Below are 14,705 nucleotides of genomic sequence, written 5' to 3'. Positions count from 1 at the left end.
CGCGATTGCGGAACGAATGTCAGCCGGGAGGTCGGATGAAAGCAATAGCGCTGGTTTAGGCTTTGGTGAAGCCGATGAAATCGTCTGGGGCGGCGCGGCCCATTTCCTCTTCCCAATGGCGGCGGCAGAGCGAGACATAGACGTCCTTGCCGATCGCCACTTGTTCGCCCTGTTTGGCCACCTTGCCGTCGGCGCCGAGGCGCACCACCATCGTCGCCTTGCGGCCGCAGCGGCAGATGGTGCGCACCTCGCGCAGGTCGTCGGCGATCGCCAGCAGGGCGCGCGAGCCGGAAAACAGCTTGCCTTGGAAATCGGTGCGCAGGCCGTAGCACATGACCGGGATGTTCAGCCGGTCGGCGATGCGGGCGAGTTGCCAGACCTGCTCCTCTTCGAGGAACTGCGCCTCATCGATAAAGACACAATGGACCGTGGCGTGGTCATGATGTTCGGCGACCCGGGCGAATAGGTCGTCGCCGTCGCGGAACATCTCGGCTTCCGTCTCCAGGCCGATACGCGACGAGATCAGCCCGGTATCGCCCTTGCGATAGTGGCCGGCGATGAACAGCATCGTCGTCATGCCGCGCTCGCGGTAATTATACGAGGCCTGCAACAACATCGTCGTCTTGCCGGCATTCATCGTTGCATAGTGGAAGTACAGCTTGGCCATGCCGTCCTTTTAAGCCGAGTTGCAACAAAGCGGGGAGGGGGAGCGCCTACATTCCACCGGGAAAAGACGACTTCCATCCGGAAAGCGGCGGGCGTGTCGTTGATCGACCAGCCTGCGCCGTTGATCGTGGTTGCCTTAGTGCTTGAAACCGCAGCAGAATGGTGTTTGGCTGACGGAACAAAGGTGGAGATAAAACCGCCACTTCGCTTCACCGAGAACTGAAATGGGAGAATTTTGATGTCGCGCATGAATTCATTCGTCGCCGGTCTCGGCCTGGCGGCTTTTCTATCCACGACTGCGGCCTTCGCCGGCGATCCGGAAAGCTGCAAGACGGTGCGCATGTCCGATGTCGGCTGGACCGACATCCAGGCGACAACCGGCATAGCCTCGGTGCTGCTCACCGCGCTCGGCTACGAGCCGCAGGTAATCCAGCTTTCGGTGCCGGTGACGATGGCGTCGCTGAAGAACAAGGACCTCGATGTCTTCCTCGGCAACTGGATGCCGTCGATGACCAACGACATCAAGGACTACACCGCAGAAGGCTCGATCGAGACCGTGAGCGAGAATTTGAGCGGTGCCGGCTACGGCATCGTCGTGCCGACCTATGTCGCCGACGCCGGCGTCAAAACGCTGACAGATCTCGGCAAGTTCAAGGACAAGTTCGACGGCAAGATCTACGGCATCGAGGCCGGCAATGACGGCAACCGCATCATCCTCGACATGATCAAGAACCCGGCCGACAATCTCGAAGGCTTCGAGCTGGTCGAATCCTCCGAAGCCGGCATGCTCACCCAGGCCGAGCAGTCGATCAAAAACAATGAATGGATCGCTTTCCTCGGCTGGACGCCGCATCCGGTGATGGGCGCCATGAAGATCACCTATCTCGACGGCATGGGCGACACTGGCTTCGGCGCCGCCGCCGTGCATACGATCGTGCGCAAGGGCTATACGACCGAGTGCCCGAATGCCGGCAAGTTCATCACCAACCTGAAGTTCAACCTGGACATGGAAGGCGAGATGATGGACGCGATCCTGAAGGGTGGCGACGCCAATACGGTCGCGACCGACTGGCTGAAGAAGCACCCGGACGCGGTTGCTCCCTGGATCGCCGGCGTCACCACCTTCGACGGCGGCGACGCGGCGGCAGCGGTGAAAACAGCGCTCGGAAGCTGACCTGACCGCTTGCACGACAAGACGAGGGGCAGCCACGGTAGAAATGGCTGCCCTTTTTCATATCCTGTGACAAGATGACCGTCCGGCAAAGGACGGCGCCGGCAGAAGAGGGGCTAGATGGATCCGATCTCCAAATTCCTGGTCAGCTACAAGATCCCCATTGGCGCGTGGGGGAAGGCGTTTTTCGGCTTTCTCACCGACAATTTCGACACCGTCTTCAGGGCTTTCTCCAACAGCCTCAACTTCCTGCTCGATGGCATCGTCGACGGGTTGCTGTTGCTGCCGCCGGTTCTGCTGATCGCCCTGATCGCTTTGCTCGCCTATTTCCTGCAGCGTTCGAAAGGCCTTGCTTTGGCGGTGTTCATCGGGTTGCTGTTCATCCTCAACCAGAACCTGTGGAAGCAGACAGTGGAGACGCTGGTGCTGGTCGTTGCCGCCGCCGCCGTCTCGATGGCCATTGGCGTGCCGCTCGGCATCTGGGCCGCGCACAAGCCGAAGATCTATCGCGTCATGCTGCCGGTGCTCGACCTGATGCAGACGCTGCCGACCTTCGTCTACCTGATCCCGGTGCTGACCCTGTTCGGCCTCGGCAACGCGCCCGGCCTGATCGTCACCATCATCTTCGTCATCCCGACCTCGGTTCGGCTCACCCATCTCGGCGTCACCTCGGTGCCGAAATCGATCGTCGAGGCGGGCGAAGCGTTCGGCGCCACCAAGCGCCAGCTGCTGTGGAAGGTCGAGCTGCCTTCGGCACTGCCGACCATCATGGCTGGGCTGACCCAATCGATCATGTTGTCGCTGTCGATGGTGGTGTTCGCCGCCCTGATCGGCGCCGGCGGCCTCGGCACAGAAATCAACCGGGCGCTCGGGTCGCGCCGGATCGACCTCGGGCTTGAGGCAGGTCTGGCCATCGTCGTGCTCGCCATCGTGCTTGATCGAATGACGCGCATCGGCGTGGGAGGCAAGAAATGACCGTCGCCGTCGATTTCAGGAATGTCGACATCGTCTTTGGCGCCGACCAGGCCGGTTCGCTGGCGCTGATCGACAGCGGCGCCACCCGTGCCGAGATCCTCGAACAGACCGGTAACGTGCTGGGCTGTGCCGGTGCCAGCCTCACCGTGCACGAGGGTGAGATTTCGGTGCTGATGGGCCTGTCCGGCTCCGGCAAATCGACGCTGCTCAGAGCCGTCAACCGGCTGAACGTCGTCTCGCGCGGCCAGGTGCTGGTCAAGGACGGCGATGGTACGGTCGACGTCGTCACCTGCGACGAGGCGACGCTTCGGCGGTTGCGGCAAAAGCAGGTGGCAATGGTGTTCCAGCAGTTCGGCCTGCTGCCTTGGCGCACAGTGGAGGAAAATGTCGGCCTTGGCCTCGAGCTCGCCGGCGTACCGGAAGCCGAGCGCAAGGAGCGGGTGAGCAAACAGCTGAAGCTGGTTCATCTCGACCAGTGGTCGAAGAAATACGCGCATGAGCTTTCCGGCGGCATGCAGCAGCGCGTCGGCCTGGCGCGCGCCTTCGCCACCGAGGCGCCGATCCTGCTGATGGACGAGCCGTTCTCGGCGCTCGATCCGCTGATCCGGACCAAGCTGCAGGACGAGCTGCTGCAGCTTCAGGCCGAACTGAAGAAGACCATCATCTTCGTCAGCCACGACCTCGAGGAGGCGCTGAAGATCGGCACCCACATCACCATCATGGAGGGCGGGCGCATCGTGCAGACCGGCGCGCCGGAAGACATCGTGCTGCGGCCTGCCAACGACTATGTCCGCGACTTCATCGCCAATGTGAACCCGCTCTCGGTGCTGACCGCCTGGAACGTCATGCGCGACCGCCGCGACCTCGAACATGGCGAAAACGGCTGGGTGTGGCTCGACCGCCGCAAGACGACGCGCTTCAAGATCGACGAGCATGGGCTGGTGGCGGCGGCCGAGCGCGACGGCAAGCCGGCGGTGTGGGTCTCCTGCGCCGACGTCGAGGCTCAGCCGGAGGAGACGGCGCAGGTGTTCTGGGCCAATCCCGGCACCTCGCTGAAGACGGTGATGCTGGCCATGCATCGCTCACAGACAGCACCCGTGGCGCTATTCGACGACCAATCGCGCTTCGTCGGCGCCATCGGCGTCAGGGATGTGCTGAGCGCGGTGTTGCGGCGGTAGTTTTTCTCCTTGGGGAGAGAACCAAGACCAACGCCGAGTTCTGTCGCGTCCCCCTCTGTCCTGCCGGACATCTCCCCCACTTGGGGGAGATCGGCGGTTTCGCAGACGGCTCTCACACTCCAACGTTTGTAGTTGGCGAAATCGGCGACGACAGCCAATCTCCCACCTGTGGGGGAGATGTCCGGCAGGACAGAGGGGGGCGCGAAGGAACGCCAGCTTAGCCCGATACCGCAAGCTAAACCGCCAGCGGCAGGCGCAGCTCCGTCAACAGGCCGCCATCGGGATGGTTGGACAGGCTGACTTCGCCGCCGGCGCCGCGGGCGATATTGCGGGCTATGGTCAGGCCGAGGCCGAGGCCGCCGGTCTGGCGGTTGCGCGACTGGTCCAGGCGTACGAACGAGCCGAACACGGCGTCGAGCTCGGCCTGCGGTATGCCCGGCCCCTCGTCGCGGATCGCCAGCGCGATGATCCTGTCCGATTGGCGCAGGTTGAGATGCGCCTTCTTGCCATAGGTCACCGCGTTCTGGACGAGATTGGTGACGCAGCGCCGGAGCGCGACTGGGCGCGCTATGCAGATCAGGCCGCGCGAGCGCGCATCGTCATTGTCGAACGAGACCTCTTCGAAGCCGTCGGCGACCGATTCGACGAGCGACCAGAAATCGATCCTCTCGCTCTTCTCCTCGGTCACCTCGAAAGTGGCGAAGTCGATGACCGAGCTGGCAATGCCTTCGATGTCGGCGAGGTCGTGCCCCAGTGCGGCGCGAATGGTCGAATTCCTGAGCAGTTCGAGGCGCAGCCGCATCCTGGTCAGTGGCGTGCGCAGGTCGTGCGCGAGCGCCGCAGCGAGGTGCTCGCGGTCCTCGACATAGGCGCGCAGCCTTGCCTGCATGGCATTGACCGCCTTCGCCGCGGTACGCACCTCGCGGCTGCCGCTCTCGGCGATCGGCGGGCTCTTCAGGTCCTCGCCGATCCGCTTCACCGCGGTCTCCATCATCCGGTAGGGCGCCGTCAGCCGGCGCAGCGACCAGATCGAGGAAGCCACCACCAGCCCGGCGATCAAGGCATAGAGTGGCAGGCTATCGAAGCTCAGTATCGGCCCGGCCGGCGTGTTCGGTTCGGTGAAGTTCAGCCATTGGCCGTCGGCAAAGCGAAGCGAAGCGGTCAGCTTGTCGCTCTGGGCGAAATCGGCGGCCAGCACCAGCAGGTCGCGCTCGACCTGGCCAATATCGGGACCTGCGACCGTCCCACCGGGAGCGTCGGCTTCGTGCGTTGCCGGGTCACGGCGGACCCGCGCGTCGGTGATGCCGAACTTCGATAGCCGACCGACCAATATGTCCTCCAATTCGGCCAGCTCGTCGTCGCCGGCTATCGACGAAGTGACGGCGGGCGTGCCGGAGACGGTGAGCGCGTAAGTGGCGTTGAACAGGCCGGAGGCCGTCGCCTTGCGCTGTTCCGGCGTAGCATCATGCATCAGCTGTACCAGCGAGAAGGCGCGGTCGTTGAGCCGGTAGAGATCGACGACTTCATTGGCGGCGGCACGGTCGCGCGAGACGATGTAAAGGGTCGCGATCTGGCTGATCAGCAGGCCGGCGATGACGATGAGCAGCACCCAGGCCGGCAGCGTTTGCGGCAGAATGCGTCTCATTCGGAGGTCGTCTCAGGCAGGAACTGATAGCCGCCGCTGCGCACCGTCAGGATCAGCTTCGGCGTTTTCGGGTCGTCCTCCATCTTGCGCCGCAGCCGGCTGACCAGAATGTCGACGCTGCGGTCGAAGCTGTAGCCGCTGTCGCCGCCGGACAGCTCGATGAGCTGCTCGCGGCTCAGTACGCGTTGCGCGCTCTTGACGAAGGTCTGCAGGAGATTGAATTCGGCCATCGTTAGCTCGATCCTGACGTCGCCGGGCGCCATCAACCGGCGGCGCGAACAGTCCATCGTCCAGCCGGCGAAATGGTAGATCTGCCGCGAAGCGGCACGTCGCGGTTCGGCGGTGCCATTACGCCTCAAGACGGCACGAATGCGTGCGAGCAGCTCGCGCGGATCGAAGGGTTTCGGCACGTAGTCGTCGGCGCCCATCTCCAGGCCGACGACGCGGTCGGTGGTCTCGGTGACCGCGGTCAGCATGATGATCGGTGTCGAATAATTGGCGCGCAACTCGCGGCAGAGCTCCAGGCCGCTCTTGCCGGGCAGCATGACGTCCAGAACGATCAGGTCGACCTGGGCGCGGCGCAGCACGGTCTCCATCTCGGTGCCGTCGGCGGCGACCGATGTATGCAGCCCTCGCTTCTGGAAAAATTCCTGAAGCAGGTCGCGAATGCCCTTGTCGTCGTCGACGATCAGTATGTGGGGGTCGGATTTCACAGGAAACCTGTCATTTGTGGATCGCCCAAGCGGTGCTTCGGCCGTCAGCCAGACGATAGAATTCAGGCCATAAGTTGGCCAGTGGAGATCGGCAGCTCGATCCGGGCCGCCTAGAAACAATCCAGAAACAAAATTCTACAATCCGGAAAAACTGCCGAAAAAAATCAAAGGCATAAGTGGTGCCGTGGCGGTCAGGTCATCGGCTGCGACACGCGTTACGGGATTACGGACAGACCAATGCAAAGGTTCTCGATCAGTCTGATGGGTGCGTTGCTTTCCATTTCGCTCGTCACGGCTGCGGTCGAACATGCCGATGCAAAGCTGGCCGATGCAAAGGCGGCCAATTCAAAGGCGGCCGATGCAAAGGTGGCGACCACCCGCAGCGAGCGTTGCATCGATCTGAACCGCCAGTTTGACGAAGCCCTCGAAACCCATGCCGCGGCAACGCAGGTCACCGCGGCGAAAGCACTTCAAAGAAAGGGAAACCGGTTCTGCGCCAACAAGAAACAGGCACAGGGAATCCGGATGCTCGCGAACGCTTTGAAGCTGCTTGGAGTGACACCGATCGATCCCGTTCAGTGACACTCAATCCGATCTGCACAAAAAGGAAGTGAAGCCATGAAAAAGTCCCTCCTCTCCGCCCTCGGTCTCGCCATCGCGCTGGCCCTCTCGATGCCGGTTCTCGGCGCCAGCAGCGCCAATGCCGCGACCACCACCCCGGCTGCGACGACAACGACGACCGCTGCGCCGGCCAAGGCCGTGAAGAAGGTCGCTGCCAAGAAGACCGTCAAGAAGCACAAGAAGCACGCGGTCAAGGCAGCTCCGAAGGCCTGATCAAGCGACATCTTCTGCCGTATGAGAAGACCGCTCCAGTTGCGATTTGCCTGGAGCGGTCATCTTTTGTTGGCGTGCAGACAGTACGGCCGGTCCCGGCCCACACCGCCGGTTGAACGCCAAACGGCAGTTCCCACATAGGACGGATTTGTGAACTGCGCTCGCCGGGAAGCCGATCGCGCGCGGTTGAATGGACGACCGGTTTTGCCCATGTCAAAATGACCGCAAAGCTGTCGTACGCAATTGCCGGACCAATGCCTGAAATCACGACAAAACCCCGTACCAGCACGAAGCCGAAGGTCGAACGGCCGAAGCTCTACAAGGTCATCCTGGTCAATGACGATTTCACGCCGCGCGAATTCGTCGTGACGGTGCTGAAGGCCGAGTTCAAGCTCAGTGAAGACCAGGCACATAGGGTTATGATCACCGCGCACCGGCGCGGCGTCTGTGTCGTTGCGGTCTTCACCAGGGATGTCGCCGAGACCAAGGCGGCGCGGGCAACCGATGCCGGCAAGGCCAAGGGCTACCCGCTGATGTTCACGACGGAGCCGGAGGAATAGAGCTCCTCCCTCGCCCCGTTTGCAGGGGGAGAGAAGGGAACTACCGTCCTTCGCGGTACCACATCGAGCCCATCGCCAGAAGCAGCAGGCCGAGGCCGAGGAAGCCGCCGAACAGCGGCACGCGCGAGACGGCCTTGAGCACGCTGTCGTCGGTGGTGCGCAGGCCGATCCAGTCGTTGCCGGAGGCAGCGCCCGAGGCACGAACCGGGACGATGGAGGGCAGCGTGACCGTGCTGGTGAGATTGCCAATCGCCGAGGCCGGCGCCAGCCGGCGAACGCTGCCGCCGGTTGCCTCAGCCGGTGGTTTGAGCCGGTTCTCGGTGGAGACGACGTCGGTGAATTCCGGCGCATTGACCGGTCCGACATGGGCCAATGCCGTCAGGTCGCCATTGCCGACCTGATAGAGACCGATTTCGCTGGTCTCGACGCTGCCGAGGAAGACGCCTGGCTCGGATTTCTCGAGCCTGACGATCAGTGCCTTGCCGGACGGCGTGATGACTTGCGCCGGGCCGGGGTCGTCGCTCATCGTCTGGCGGCGGATTTCCAGCACCATGCCGCGGCCGTCGGCGGTCAGCCGCTCCTCCTCGAGTTCGGGCTCCTTCATCAGCCAGTGGGCGATGCGCCGGTAGAGTTGGACATGCGGGCCGCCGCCCTCGAAGCCGCGCGCCCACAGCCAGCCCTGATCGGACAAAAGCATGCCGACGCGGCCTTCGCCCTTGCGGTCGAGCAGCAGCAGCGGCCGGTTGTCGGCGCCCTTCATCACCACCTCGCCCTCGGGGTTCTCGACGCCGATGGTGCGGAACCAGCGGCTCCAGTGCGGCGGCTCGGTCGCGGAGCCGTCGAGCCCGCGCGTTACCGGATGACGCTGGCCGGTATCGGTGAGGCGTGGGTAGAAGGCCTTGTCGATGACCTCGCCGGTCGGCATTGCCGGCAGCGCCGACATCAGCGGCGTGCGGGCGATCGAGCTTTCGCCGGCATATTCGGGGCCTGCCGCGATTAGCAGCGCGCCGCCTTTTTCGACATATTCGGAAATGTAGTCGTAATAGAGGATCGGCAGCACGTCGCGGTGCTGATAGCGGTCGAAGATGATCAGGTCGAAATCCTTGATCTTCTCGACGAACAGCTCGCGTGTCGGGAAGGCGATCAGCGACAACTCGTTGATCGGCGTGCCGTCCTGCTTTTCCGGTGGGCGCAGGATGGTGAAGTGCACGAGGTCGACCGAAGCGTCGGATTTCAGCAAATTGCGCCAGGTGCGCTCGCCGGCATGTGGTTCGCCGGACACGAGCAGCACGCGCAGATTTTCGCGGATGCCGTCGATCAGCGCGATGGCGCGGTTGTTGGTATCGGTGAGTTCGCCCGGTTCGTGGTCGATGGCGAGTTCGACGATGTTGCGCCCGGCGCTGGGAATGGTCACCTGCAGCGGCATCGCCTGGCCGATGTTGGCGTGCTCGACCGATACCTGCTCGCCGTTGACCGATACGCGGACATCGACCGGGCCGGTTTCGTTGTTGGTGGCGATGACGCGATAGGTCATGTCGAGCGGCTTGCCGACGAGGCCGAAGCGCGGCGCATTCTCGAAGCGGATGCGACGGTCCTTTTCATGGTCGTTGCCGGTAATCAGCGCATGCAAAGGGGCATTGAAGTCGGGTGCGCCAAGCGGCGCGTCATGCACCTCGCCGTCGGTGATCATGATGGCGCCGCCAATGCGCGACGGCGGCACGTCTCGGAAAGCATTTTCGAGCGAGGAAAACAACCGCGTCTCGGTGCGCTCGTCGGCGGCTTCGGACTTGCCGGCTTCGACGACACGGACGTCGAACTGCTTGAAGCGGCCGAGACGCTGCTGAAGCCCGGCCAAGGCCGCGTCGGTCTGCTTGGTGCGGTCGCCTATATCCTGGCTCTGGCTGCGATCGACGACGACGGCGACGATACTTTTCAGCGGCTCGCGCTCTTCGTCGAGGAATACCGGATTGAGCAACGCCGCAGCCAGCGCAATCAGGGCTGCCAGGCGGAAGATCGCGCCGCGCTGGCGAAACCAAAGGCCGACCAGCGCCAGCAGCAGCAGCGGCAACAGAACCACGGCGAGCAGCGGCCAAGTGATGAGCGGTTCGAAGGCGAGCGACCAATTCATGGTCTATTGCCCCAGCCGTTCGAGCAGCACCGGGACGTGCACCTGGTCGGATTTGTAGTTGCCGGTCAGCATGTACATCATGATGTTGACGCCGGCGCGCAGCGCATAGATGCGCTGCATCGGATCCGACGGCACGGTCGGCAATAGCGGGTCGCCATTCTCGTCGACCGCCCAGGCGCCGGCGAAATCATTGGCGGTGATCATGATCGGGGAAACGCCGTCGCCGGTGCGCACCGGGCGGTGCTCGGTGTTGCTGGCTTCGAGCGATGCCTCGACCCAAAGCGGGCTGCCGGCAAAGCGGCCGGGAAACTCTGGAAGGATGTAGAAGGATTTGGTCAGCACGTGGTCCGAAGGCACCGGTTCCAGCGGTGGCACGTTGAGGTTGCCGAGGATGTCGCGCAGCCGCTCCGTTGCGGGGCTGGTCGAATCCGCACCAATGCCGTTGGCGAACTGGTCGCGGGTGTCGAACAAGACCGTTCCGCCCTGCTGCATATAGGCGTCGATACGGGCGATGGCGGCCTCGCTCGGCATCGGGGCGGCGGGATCGATCGGCCAGTAGATCAGCGGGTAGAAGGACAGTTCGTCCTTCGAGATGTCGACGCCGGCCGGTGCTCCGGGTTCGAGCGCGGTTTTTTCGATGAGAAAGCGGGTCAGGCCTTCGAGCCCGGCGCGGCTGATCGAGTCGACACCCGGCTCGCCGGTCAGCACATAGGCGATCCGGGTCTTTGAAATGTCCCCGATCGCCTCCGTATCTCCCGGTTTGGCGTCGTCGGCACGCGCGACGTCCGCGTGGCCAATCAAGGCGCCGAGCGCAATCAGCAGGACGGCTGCCGTCGCCGCAGCACCGGGACGGCGCGGGCGGCGCGACAACAGGCCGCCCATCCAGAATACGGCAAGCGTGTCGAGCACCATCAGCACCAGGGTGGCCGTGACAAGCGGACCTTTGAGGTTGCGCTGCTCGTCGAAGGCATACTGGACGGTGGTGACCGGCACGGTGATCTCAGGCCGGGCCAGCGGCGTGAATGCGCTGTCGCCACCGAGCAGATTGTGAGCGAATACCCCCGTCTCGGAGCCGTAGAGGCCGGGCGGGTTTTCCAGCGTCACCGGCAGCGGGCCGGCGCCGGGCACCAGCGGCCTGGCGTCCGGCGTCGGCGGCACCAGCGTGCCGTCGGCGGCGATCATGCGATAAGGTGCCAGCGACGTGGCGGCGGCTTCGGCATTGGCGACCGCCGCTCCCTGGTTGCGCGACAGTTGCACGATGCGCCGCAGCATCTCGACGAAGCTGCCGGAGATCGGCAGGTTGGACCATGTCGCCTCGGGGGTGACGTGGAACAGCACGAGCGTACCCTTGTCCTTCTTCATCCCGGTCACCAGCGGCGTACCGTCGGCAAGGGTGGCCCAGGTGCGCTCGACGATATCGGGCGTCGGTTCGGCCAGCACCTGCCTGGTGACGGTGACCTCGGTGGGCGGCGCGAGGTCGGCGAAGGGGCCGGTTTTCGGGAATTCGGTGACCGGCTGCGGCGCCGTCCATGACAGCGCGCCGCCCAGCGAGCGCTCGCCTGTGCGGAGCCGGACCGGCAGCAGGTCGTCGTCATTGCCGGCAGCGGCGAGCCGCGAACCGGCAAAACGCACCAGCGTGCCGCCCTTGTCGACCCAGTCGACTAGCCTTTCCCGGGCCTGTTCCGGAATGGTGCCGACATCGGCCATGACGATCATCGCCGGTTTCTGATCGAGCAGTTGCGGGATGGCATCGGCGAGATCGACGCTGGACGGCTCGACGAGATCGGCGAAGGGCTGCAGGGCGCGGCGGATGTAGTAGAGCGGCGACAGCAGCGGTTGCGCCTGGTCGGCCTCGGCCTGCGACAGCAGCCCGACGCGGCGGCGTTTCGAGCTCTCATCGAGCACGCGGACGGCACCGGCCTGGCGTTCGCCATCGAGCGCGATGTAGGCGAAGTCGTTGCGGAGTTCGAACGGCACCGCCATCGTGGCGGTGGCGGTGGTTATGCCCGGGGCAAAGGTCAGCGTCGCGTCGGCGATGCGGCGGCCCTTGTCGTCGAAGGCGCCGGCCGTCACCTGTGCAGGTGCCGGATCGCCCGGTGCGCGGATGGCGGTCAGGGCGAAGCCGTCGACCTGGTTATCGGCGCCGGTCAGGCCGGTCAGCGACAGTCGGTCGGAGACGGCCCAGACGACGCGTGCTGCGTTCTTCGACAACAGCGTGTTGAAGGCGGCTTCGTCGCCTTGCGCCGCCAGGCCATCGGCGAGCACGGCAACGCTGGTGCCCGGCAGCGACTCCAGGGCTGATGCGACGCGGGCATAGACGGCGGGGCGGTCGGTCGGGATCGGGCGCGGCTTTGCCGCGCGCAGCCGGTTGAGCGCGGCAGCGGCATCGAAGGGACCGATCTCGGCATTCGGCTTCTCGGCGGTGAAAGCGATGAGCACCGGCACACCGTTCGAATTGGCATCGGCGATCAGCCGCTCGGCGGTGGCGACGCGCTTACCCCAGTCGGCGGCACTTGCCCAGTCATTGTCGATCATCAGCGCCAGGGCAGCGCCCTCGGCCGGCAGCTTTTCGCGCGGGTTGAAGACGGGCTCGGCAAGTGCTGCCACGATAAGCGCGGCCATCAGCAGCCTGAGCAACGTCAGCCACCACGGGCTCTGCTGCGGCGTTTCTTCGCGCCTCAGCACGCGGGCGAGAATCCTGAGCGGCGGAAACACCTCGGTTTGCGGCCTGGGCGGGGTCAGCCGCAGAAGCCACCAGATCACCGGCAGCGCCAGCAGGCCCCACAGCACCATCGGCGCCCCGAAGGAGAGCGGCAGCCAACTCATGCGCGAGCCCTCCCGGCAAAGGCGCCCTCGGCGGTCATCGCCATGTGGATGCGCACCAGCGCCTCGGAGGCAAGGCGGTCGGTATGATTGACGGTAAAGCTCCAGCCAAGCCGTTTGCACCACGCGGCCAGTTCCTGGCGGCGGGCGGCATAAAGCAGGCGATATTCTTCGCCCAGCATTTCGGCGCGGCCGGCGGTCAGCTTGTCGCCGGTCTCAGGATCGGTGAATTCGGTGCGCCCCGCATAGGGGAAGCTTTCCTCGGCCGGATCGGCGACCTCGATCAGATGGGCGCGCACGCCGTGGCGGGCGAGCACGTCCAGCCAGGCTATGGTGTCCTCAACCGGGTCGAGGAAATCGCTGACGATGACGATGTCGCAGAAGCGGCGGATGCCGGACAGGTCGGGCTTTGCCGGCAGGTCGGCGGCGTGCATCAGTTGCGCCGCGATGCGCTCGGCGCCATTGCGGGCGGTGAACGGGTCGGTCAGGCCCGGCCAGGCAATGCGCTCGCCGCTGCGCGACAAAAGCTCGGCCATGGCCAGCGCCAGCACCAGAGCGCGCGACTCCTTGGAAACGCTGGCTCCGGTCGATTTGTAGAGCATGGAAGGCGAGGGGTCGGCCCACAGCCACACCGTATGGGCGGCCTCCCATTCGCGGTCGCGGACATAGGTGTGGTCGTCGCGCGCCGAGCGGCGCCAGTCGATGCGCGAGGAATCGCCTTCGACATAGGGCCGGAACTGCCAAAAATTCTCGCCGATGCCGCGCTTGCGACGGCCATGCCAGCCGGCAATCACCGTGTTGACGATGCGGCGCGCCTCGACCAGCAGGTCCGGCACCAGGGAAGCCCGCAACCGGCCTCTGGCGAGCGCATCGCGCGTCGCTGTCGGTGCCTGCGCTTCACCGATGCGCGCCATCAAATCCCTTTCGCGAGCTTCGCCACGACGTCGCGTACCGTGGTGCCCTCGGCGCGGGCGGCGAAGGTCAGCGCCATGCGGTGCTGCAGCACCGGCTCGGCCAGTGCGCGGACATCGTCGACCGACGGCGCCAGCCGGCCGTCATAGAGGGCGCGGGCGCGGGCGCACAGCGTCAGCGCCTGACTGGCGCGCGGGCCCGGGCCCCAGGCGACGTGCTTGTCGGTATCGGCGTTGCCCTGGCCGGGACGCGCCGAGCGCACCAGCTTGAGGATCGCCTCGACGACGCTTTCAGGCACCGGCATGCGGCGGATGAGCGTCTGGATGTCCTTCAGCCGCGTCGGCTGCAGCACGTTTTCGGCCTTGGCATCCTCGATGCCGGTGGTTTCCAGCAGGATGCGGCGCTCCGCCTCGATCTCGGGGTAAAGGATGTCGACCTGCATCAGGAAGCGGTCGAGCTGAGCCTCGGGCAGCGGATAGGTGCCCTCCTGCTCCAGCGGGTTCTGCGTCGCCAGAACATGGAACGGCGCCGGCAGGTCATGGCGCACGCCGGCAATGGTGACGTGGTATTCCTGCATCGACTGCAGCAGCGCCGACTGGGTGCGCGGCGAGGCGCGGTTGATCTCGTCGGCCATCAGCAGTTGCGCGAAGATCGGTCCGGAAATGAAGCGGAACGAACGCTTGCCGAATTCATCCTGCTCCATCACCTCTGAGCCGAGAATGTCGGATGGCATCAGGTCGGGCGTGAACTGGATGCGGCGCGAATCGAGGCCGAGCACGATGCCCAGCGTTTCGACCAGCTTGGTCTTGGCAAGGCCGGGCACCCCGACCAGCAGTGCATGGCCGCCTGCCAGCAATGCCACGAGCGTGCGCTCGACGACGCTTTCCTGGCCGAAGATGACCCGGCCGACGCCGTCGCGGACCCTCGAAATGTCAGCCAGCGCCTTCTCGGCCTGCGCCACCATGTCCTTTTCGCTGATCGGGCTTTCCTTGATCATAACGCTCATGCAGCATCGATCCTTCTGGTTGGAAATACCGCTTGGCACCTTGGGGGCCGCAGAATGCCGCGATTCGGCCTCGCATGGCGCCTGCAAAGAACTT

General features: G+C 64.7%; 14 protein-coding genes. 7 read left to right on the top strand and 7 right to left on the bottom strand.

Translation table 11 applies throughout. The features are described from left to right. Window positions 1–55: 55 nt before the first annotated feature. The gene (locus NKH71_RS05065) at window positions 56–667 is read right to left on the bottom strand and encodes a thymidine kinase (RefSeq protein WP_023719232.1); all 612 of its coding nucleotides are present in this window, start codon (window positions 665–667) and stop codon (window positions 56–58) included. Window positions 668–760: 93 nt separating this feature from the next. Here NKH71_RS05065 and NKH71_RS05060 point away from each other — a divergent pair, with 93 nt between their 5' ends. The 4 genes from NKH71_RS05060 to choV all read left to right on the top strand — a co-directional run bounded on the left by NKH71_RS05060 (window position 761) and on the right by choV (window position 3,990). Next, window positions 761–889, top strand: coding sequence for a hypothetical protein (locus NKH71_RS05060; RefSeq protein ID WP_280940418.1), 129 nt, complete (start codon window positions 761–763; stop codon window positions 887–889). A gap of 15 nt (window positions 890–904) precedes the next feature. Next, window positions 905–1,840: a choline ABC transporter substrate-binding protein gene (choX, locus tag NKH71_RS05055; RefSeq protein WP_352894596.1), complete on the top strand. Its 936-nt coding sequence runs from the start codon at window positions 905–907 to the stop codon at window positions 1,838–1,840. Window positions 1,841–1,957: 117 nt separating this feature from the next. Then, complete coding sequence (choW, locus tag NKH71_RS05050; RefSeq protein WP_023719230.1) at window positions 1,958–2,812, top strand: choline ABC transporter permease subunit; 855 nt, start codon at window positions 1,958–1,960, stop codon at window positions 2,810–2,812. Then, on the top strand, window positions 2,809–3,990 hold the full coding sequence (gene choV / locus NKH71_RS05045) for a choline ABC transporter ATP-binding protein (RefSeq protein WP_023719229.1): 1,182 nt from the start codon (window positions 2,809–2,811) through the stop codon (window positions 3,988–3,990). The genes choW and choV overlap by 4 nt, the downstream gene beginning before the upstream one ends. 235 nt (window positions 3,991–4,225) lie before the next feature. Here the strand turns inward: choV and NKH71_RS05040 are convergent, their stop codons facing one another. Both NKH71_RS05040 and NKH71_RS05035 read right to left on the bottom strand, forming a co-directional pair. Next, window positions 4,226–5,635 (bottom strand): ATP-binding protein, encoded by a 1,410-nt coding sequence (locus tag NKH71_RS05040; RefSeq protein WP_352787763.1) that lies wholly within the window; start codon window positions 5,633–5,635, stop codon window positions 4,226–4,228. Beyond that, the gene (locus tag NKH71_RS05035; protein WP_023719226.1) at window positions 5,632–6,348 is read right to left on the bottom strand and encodes a response regulator; all 717 of its coding nucleotides are present in this window, start codon (window positions 6,346–6,348) and stop codon (window positions 5,632–5,634) included. The genes NKH71_RS05040 and NKH71_RS05035 overlap by 4 nt, the downstream gene beginning before the upstream one ends. A 237-nt stretch (window positions 6,349–6,585) precedes the next feature. Here NKH71_RS05035 and NKH71_RS05030 point away from each other — a divergent pair, with 237 nt between their 5' ends. The 3 genes from NKH71_RS05030 to clpS all read left to right on the top strand — a co-directional run bounded on the left by NKH71_RS05030 (window position 6,586) and on the right by clpS (window position 7,742). Further along, complete coding sequence (locus NKH71_RS05030; protein WP_023719225.1) at window positions 6,586–6,930, top strand: hypothetical protein; 345 nt, start codon at window positions 6,586–6,588, stop codon at window positions 6,928–6,930. Window positions 6,931–6,966: 36 nt separating this feature from the next. Then, a complete protein-coding gene (locus NKH71_RS05025; RefSeq protein WP_023719224.1) occupies window positions 6,967–7,182 on the top strand; it encodes a hypothetical protein in 216 nt (71 codons plus the stop codon). Window positions 7,183–7,436: 254 nt separating this feature from the next. Next, a complete protein-coding gene (gene clpS, locus NKH71_RS05020) occupies window positions 7,437–7,742 on the top strand; it encodes an ATP-dependent Clp protease adapter ClpS (protein WP_023719223.1) in 306 nt (101 codons plus the stop codon). A 40-nt stretch (window positions 7,743–7,782) separates the two neighbouring features. Here clpS and NKH71_RS05015 read toward each other — a convergent pair whose 3' ends face one another. The 4 genes from NKH71_RS05015 to NKH71_RS05000 are packed head-to-tail and all read right to left on the bottom strand — an operon-like array spanning window position 7,783 to window position 14,611. Beyond that, window positions 7,783–9,870 (bottom strand): membrane protein, encoded by a 2,088-nt coding sequence (locus NKH71_RS05015; protein ID WP_023719222.1) that lies wholly within the window; start codon window positions 9,868–9,870, stop codon window positions 7,783–7,785. A gap of 3 nt (window positions 9,871–9,873) precedes the next feature. Then, on the bottom strand, window positions 9,874–12,696 hold the full coding sequence (locus NKH71_RS05010) for a DUF4159 domain-containing protein (RefSeq protein ID WP_352894592.1): 2,823 nt from the start codon (window positions 12,694–12,696) through the stop codon (window positions 9,874–9,876). Then, window positions 12,693–13,607, bottom strand: coding sequence for a DUF58 domain-containing protein (locus tag NKH71_RS05005; RefSeq protein WP_352546818.1), 915 nt, complete (start codon window positions 13,605–13,607; stop codon window positions 12,693–12,695). The genes NKH71_RS05010 and NKH71_RS05005 overlap by 4 nt, the downstream gene beginning before the upstream one ends. Next, window positions 13,607–14,611, bottom strand: a complete 1,005-nt coding sequence (locus tag NKH71_RS05000) for an AAA family ATPase (RefSeq protein ID WP_023719219.1) — start codon at window positions 14,609–14,611, stop codon at window positions 13,607–13,609. The genes NKH71_RS05005 and NKH71_RS05000 overlap by 1 nt, the downstream gene beginning before the upstream one ends. Between the last annotated feature and the right edge of the window lie 94 nt (window positions 14,612–14,705).

Origin of the sequence: Mesorhizobium sp. M0983 (genome assembly GCF_040318975.1) — a bacterium.
In the GTDB taxonomy this organism is placed as follows: domain Bacteria; phylum Pseudomonadota; class Alphaproteobacteria; order Rhizobiales; family Rhizobiaceae; genus Mesorhizobium.
Note: the sequence above shows the minus strand (reverse complement) of the source record. Positions and strands in the feature narration are given on the sequence as shown.

Excerpts from the sequence above, each read along its gene's own strand:
- NKH71_RS05065 (WP_023719232.1), bottom strand. The coding sequence starts at position 667 with ATGGCCAAGCTGTACTTCCACTATGCAACGATGAATGCCGGCAAGACG.
- choX (WP_352894596.1), top strand. The coding sequence starts at position 905 with ATGTCGCGCATGAATTCATTCGTCGCCGGTCTCGGCCTGGCGGCTTTT.
- choW (WP_023719230.1), top strand. The coding sequence starts at position 1,958 with ATGGATCCGATCTCCAAATTCCTGGTCAGCTACAAGATCCCCATTGGC.
- choV (WP_023719229.1), top strand. The coding sequence starts at position 2,809 with ATGACCGTCGCCGTCGATTTCAGGAATGTCGACATCGTCTTTGGCGCC.
- NKH71_RS05040 (WP_352787763.1), bottom strand. The coding sequence starts at position 5,635 with ATGAGACGCATTCTGCCGCAAACGCTGCCGGCCTGGGTGCTGCTCATC.
- NKH71_RS05030 (WP_023719225.1), top strand. The coding sequence starts at position 6,586 with ATGCAAAGGTTCTCGATCAGTCTGATGGGTGCGTTGCTTTCCATTTCG.
- NKH71_RS05025 (WP_023719224.1), top strand. The coding sequence starts at position 6,967 with ATGAAAAAGTCCCTCCTCTCCGCCCTCGGTCTCGCCATCGCGCTGGCC.
- clpS (WP_023719223.1), top strand. The coding sequence starts at position 7,437 with ATGCCTGAAATCACGACAAAACCCCGTACCAGCACGAAGCCGAAGGTC.
- NKH71_RS05015 (WP_023719222.1), bottom strand. The coding sequence starts at position 9,870 with ATGAATTGGTCGCTCGCCTTCGAACCGCTCATCACTTGGCCGCTGCTC.
- NKH71_RS05010 (WP_352894592.1), bottom strand. The coding sequence starts at position 12,696 with ATGAGTTGGCTGCCGCTCTCCTTCGGGGCGCCGATGGTGCTGTGGGGC.
- NKH71_RS05005 (WP_352546818.1), bottom strand. The coding sequence starts at position 13,607 with ATGGCGCGCATCGGTGAAGCGCAGGCACCGACAGCGACGCGCGATGCG.
- NKH71_RS05000 (WP_023719219.1), bottom strand. The coding sequence starts at position 14,611 with ATGAGCGTTATGATCAAGGAAAGCCCGATCAGCGAAAAGGACATGGTG.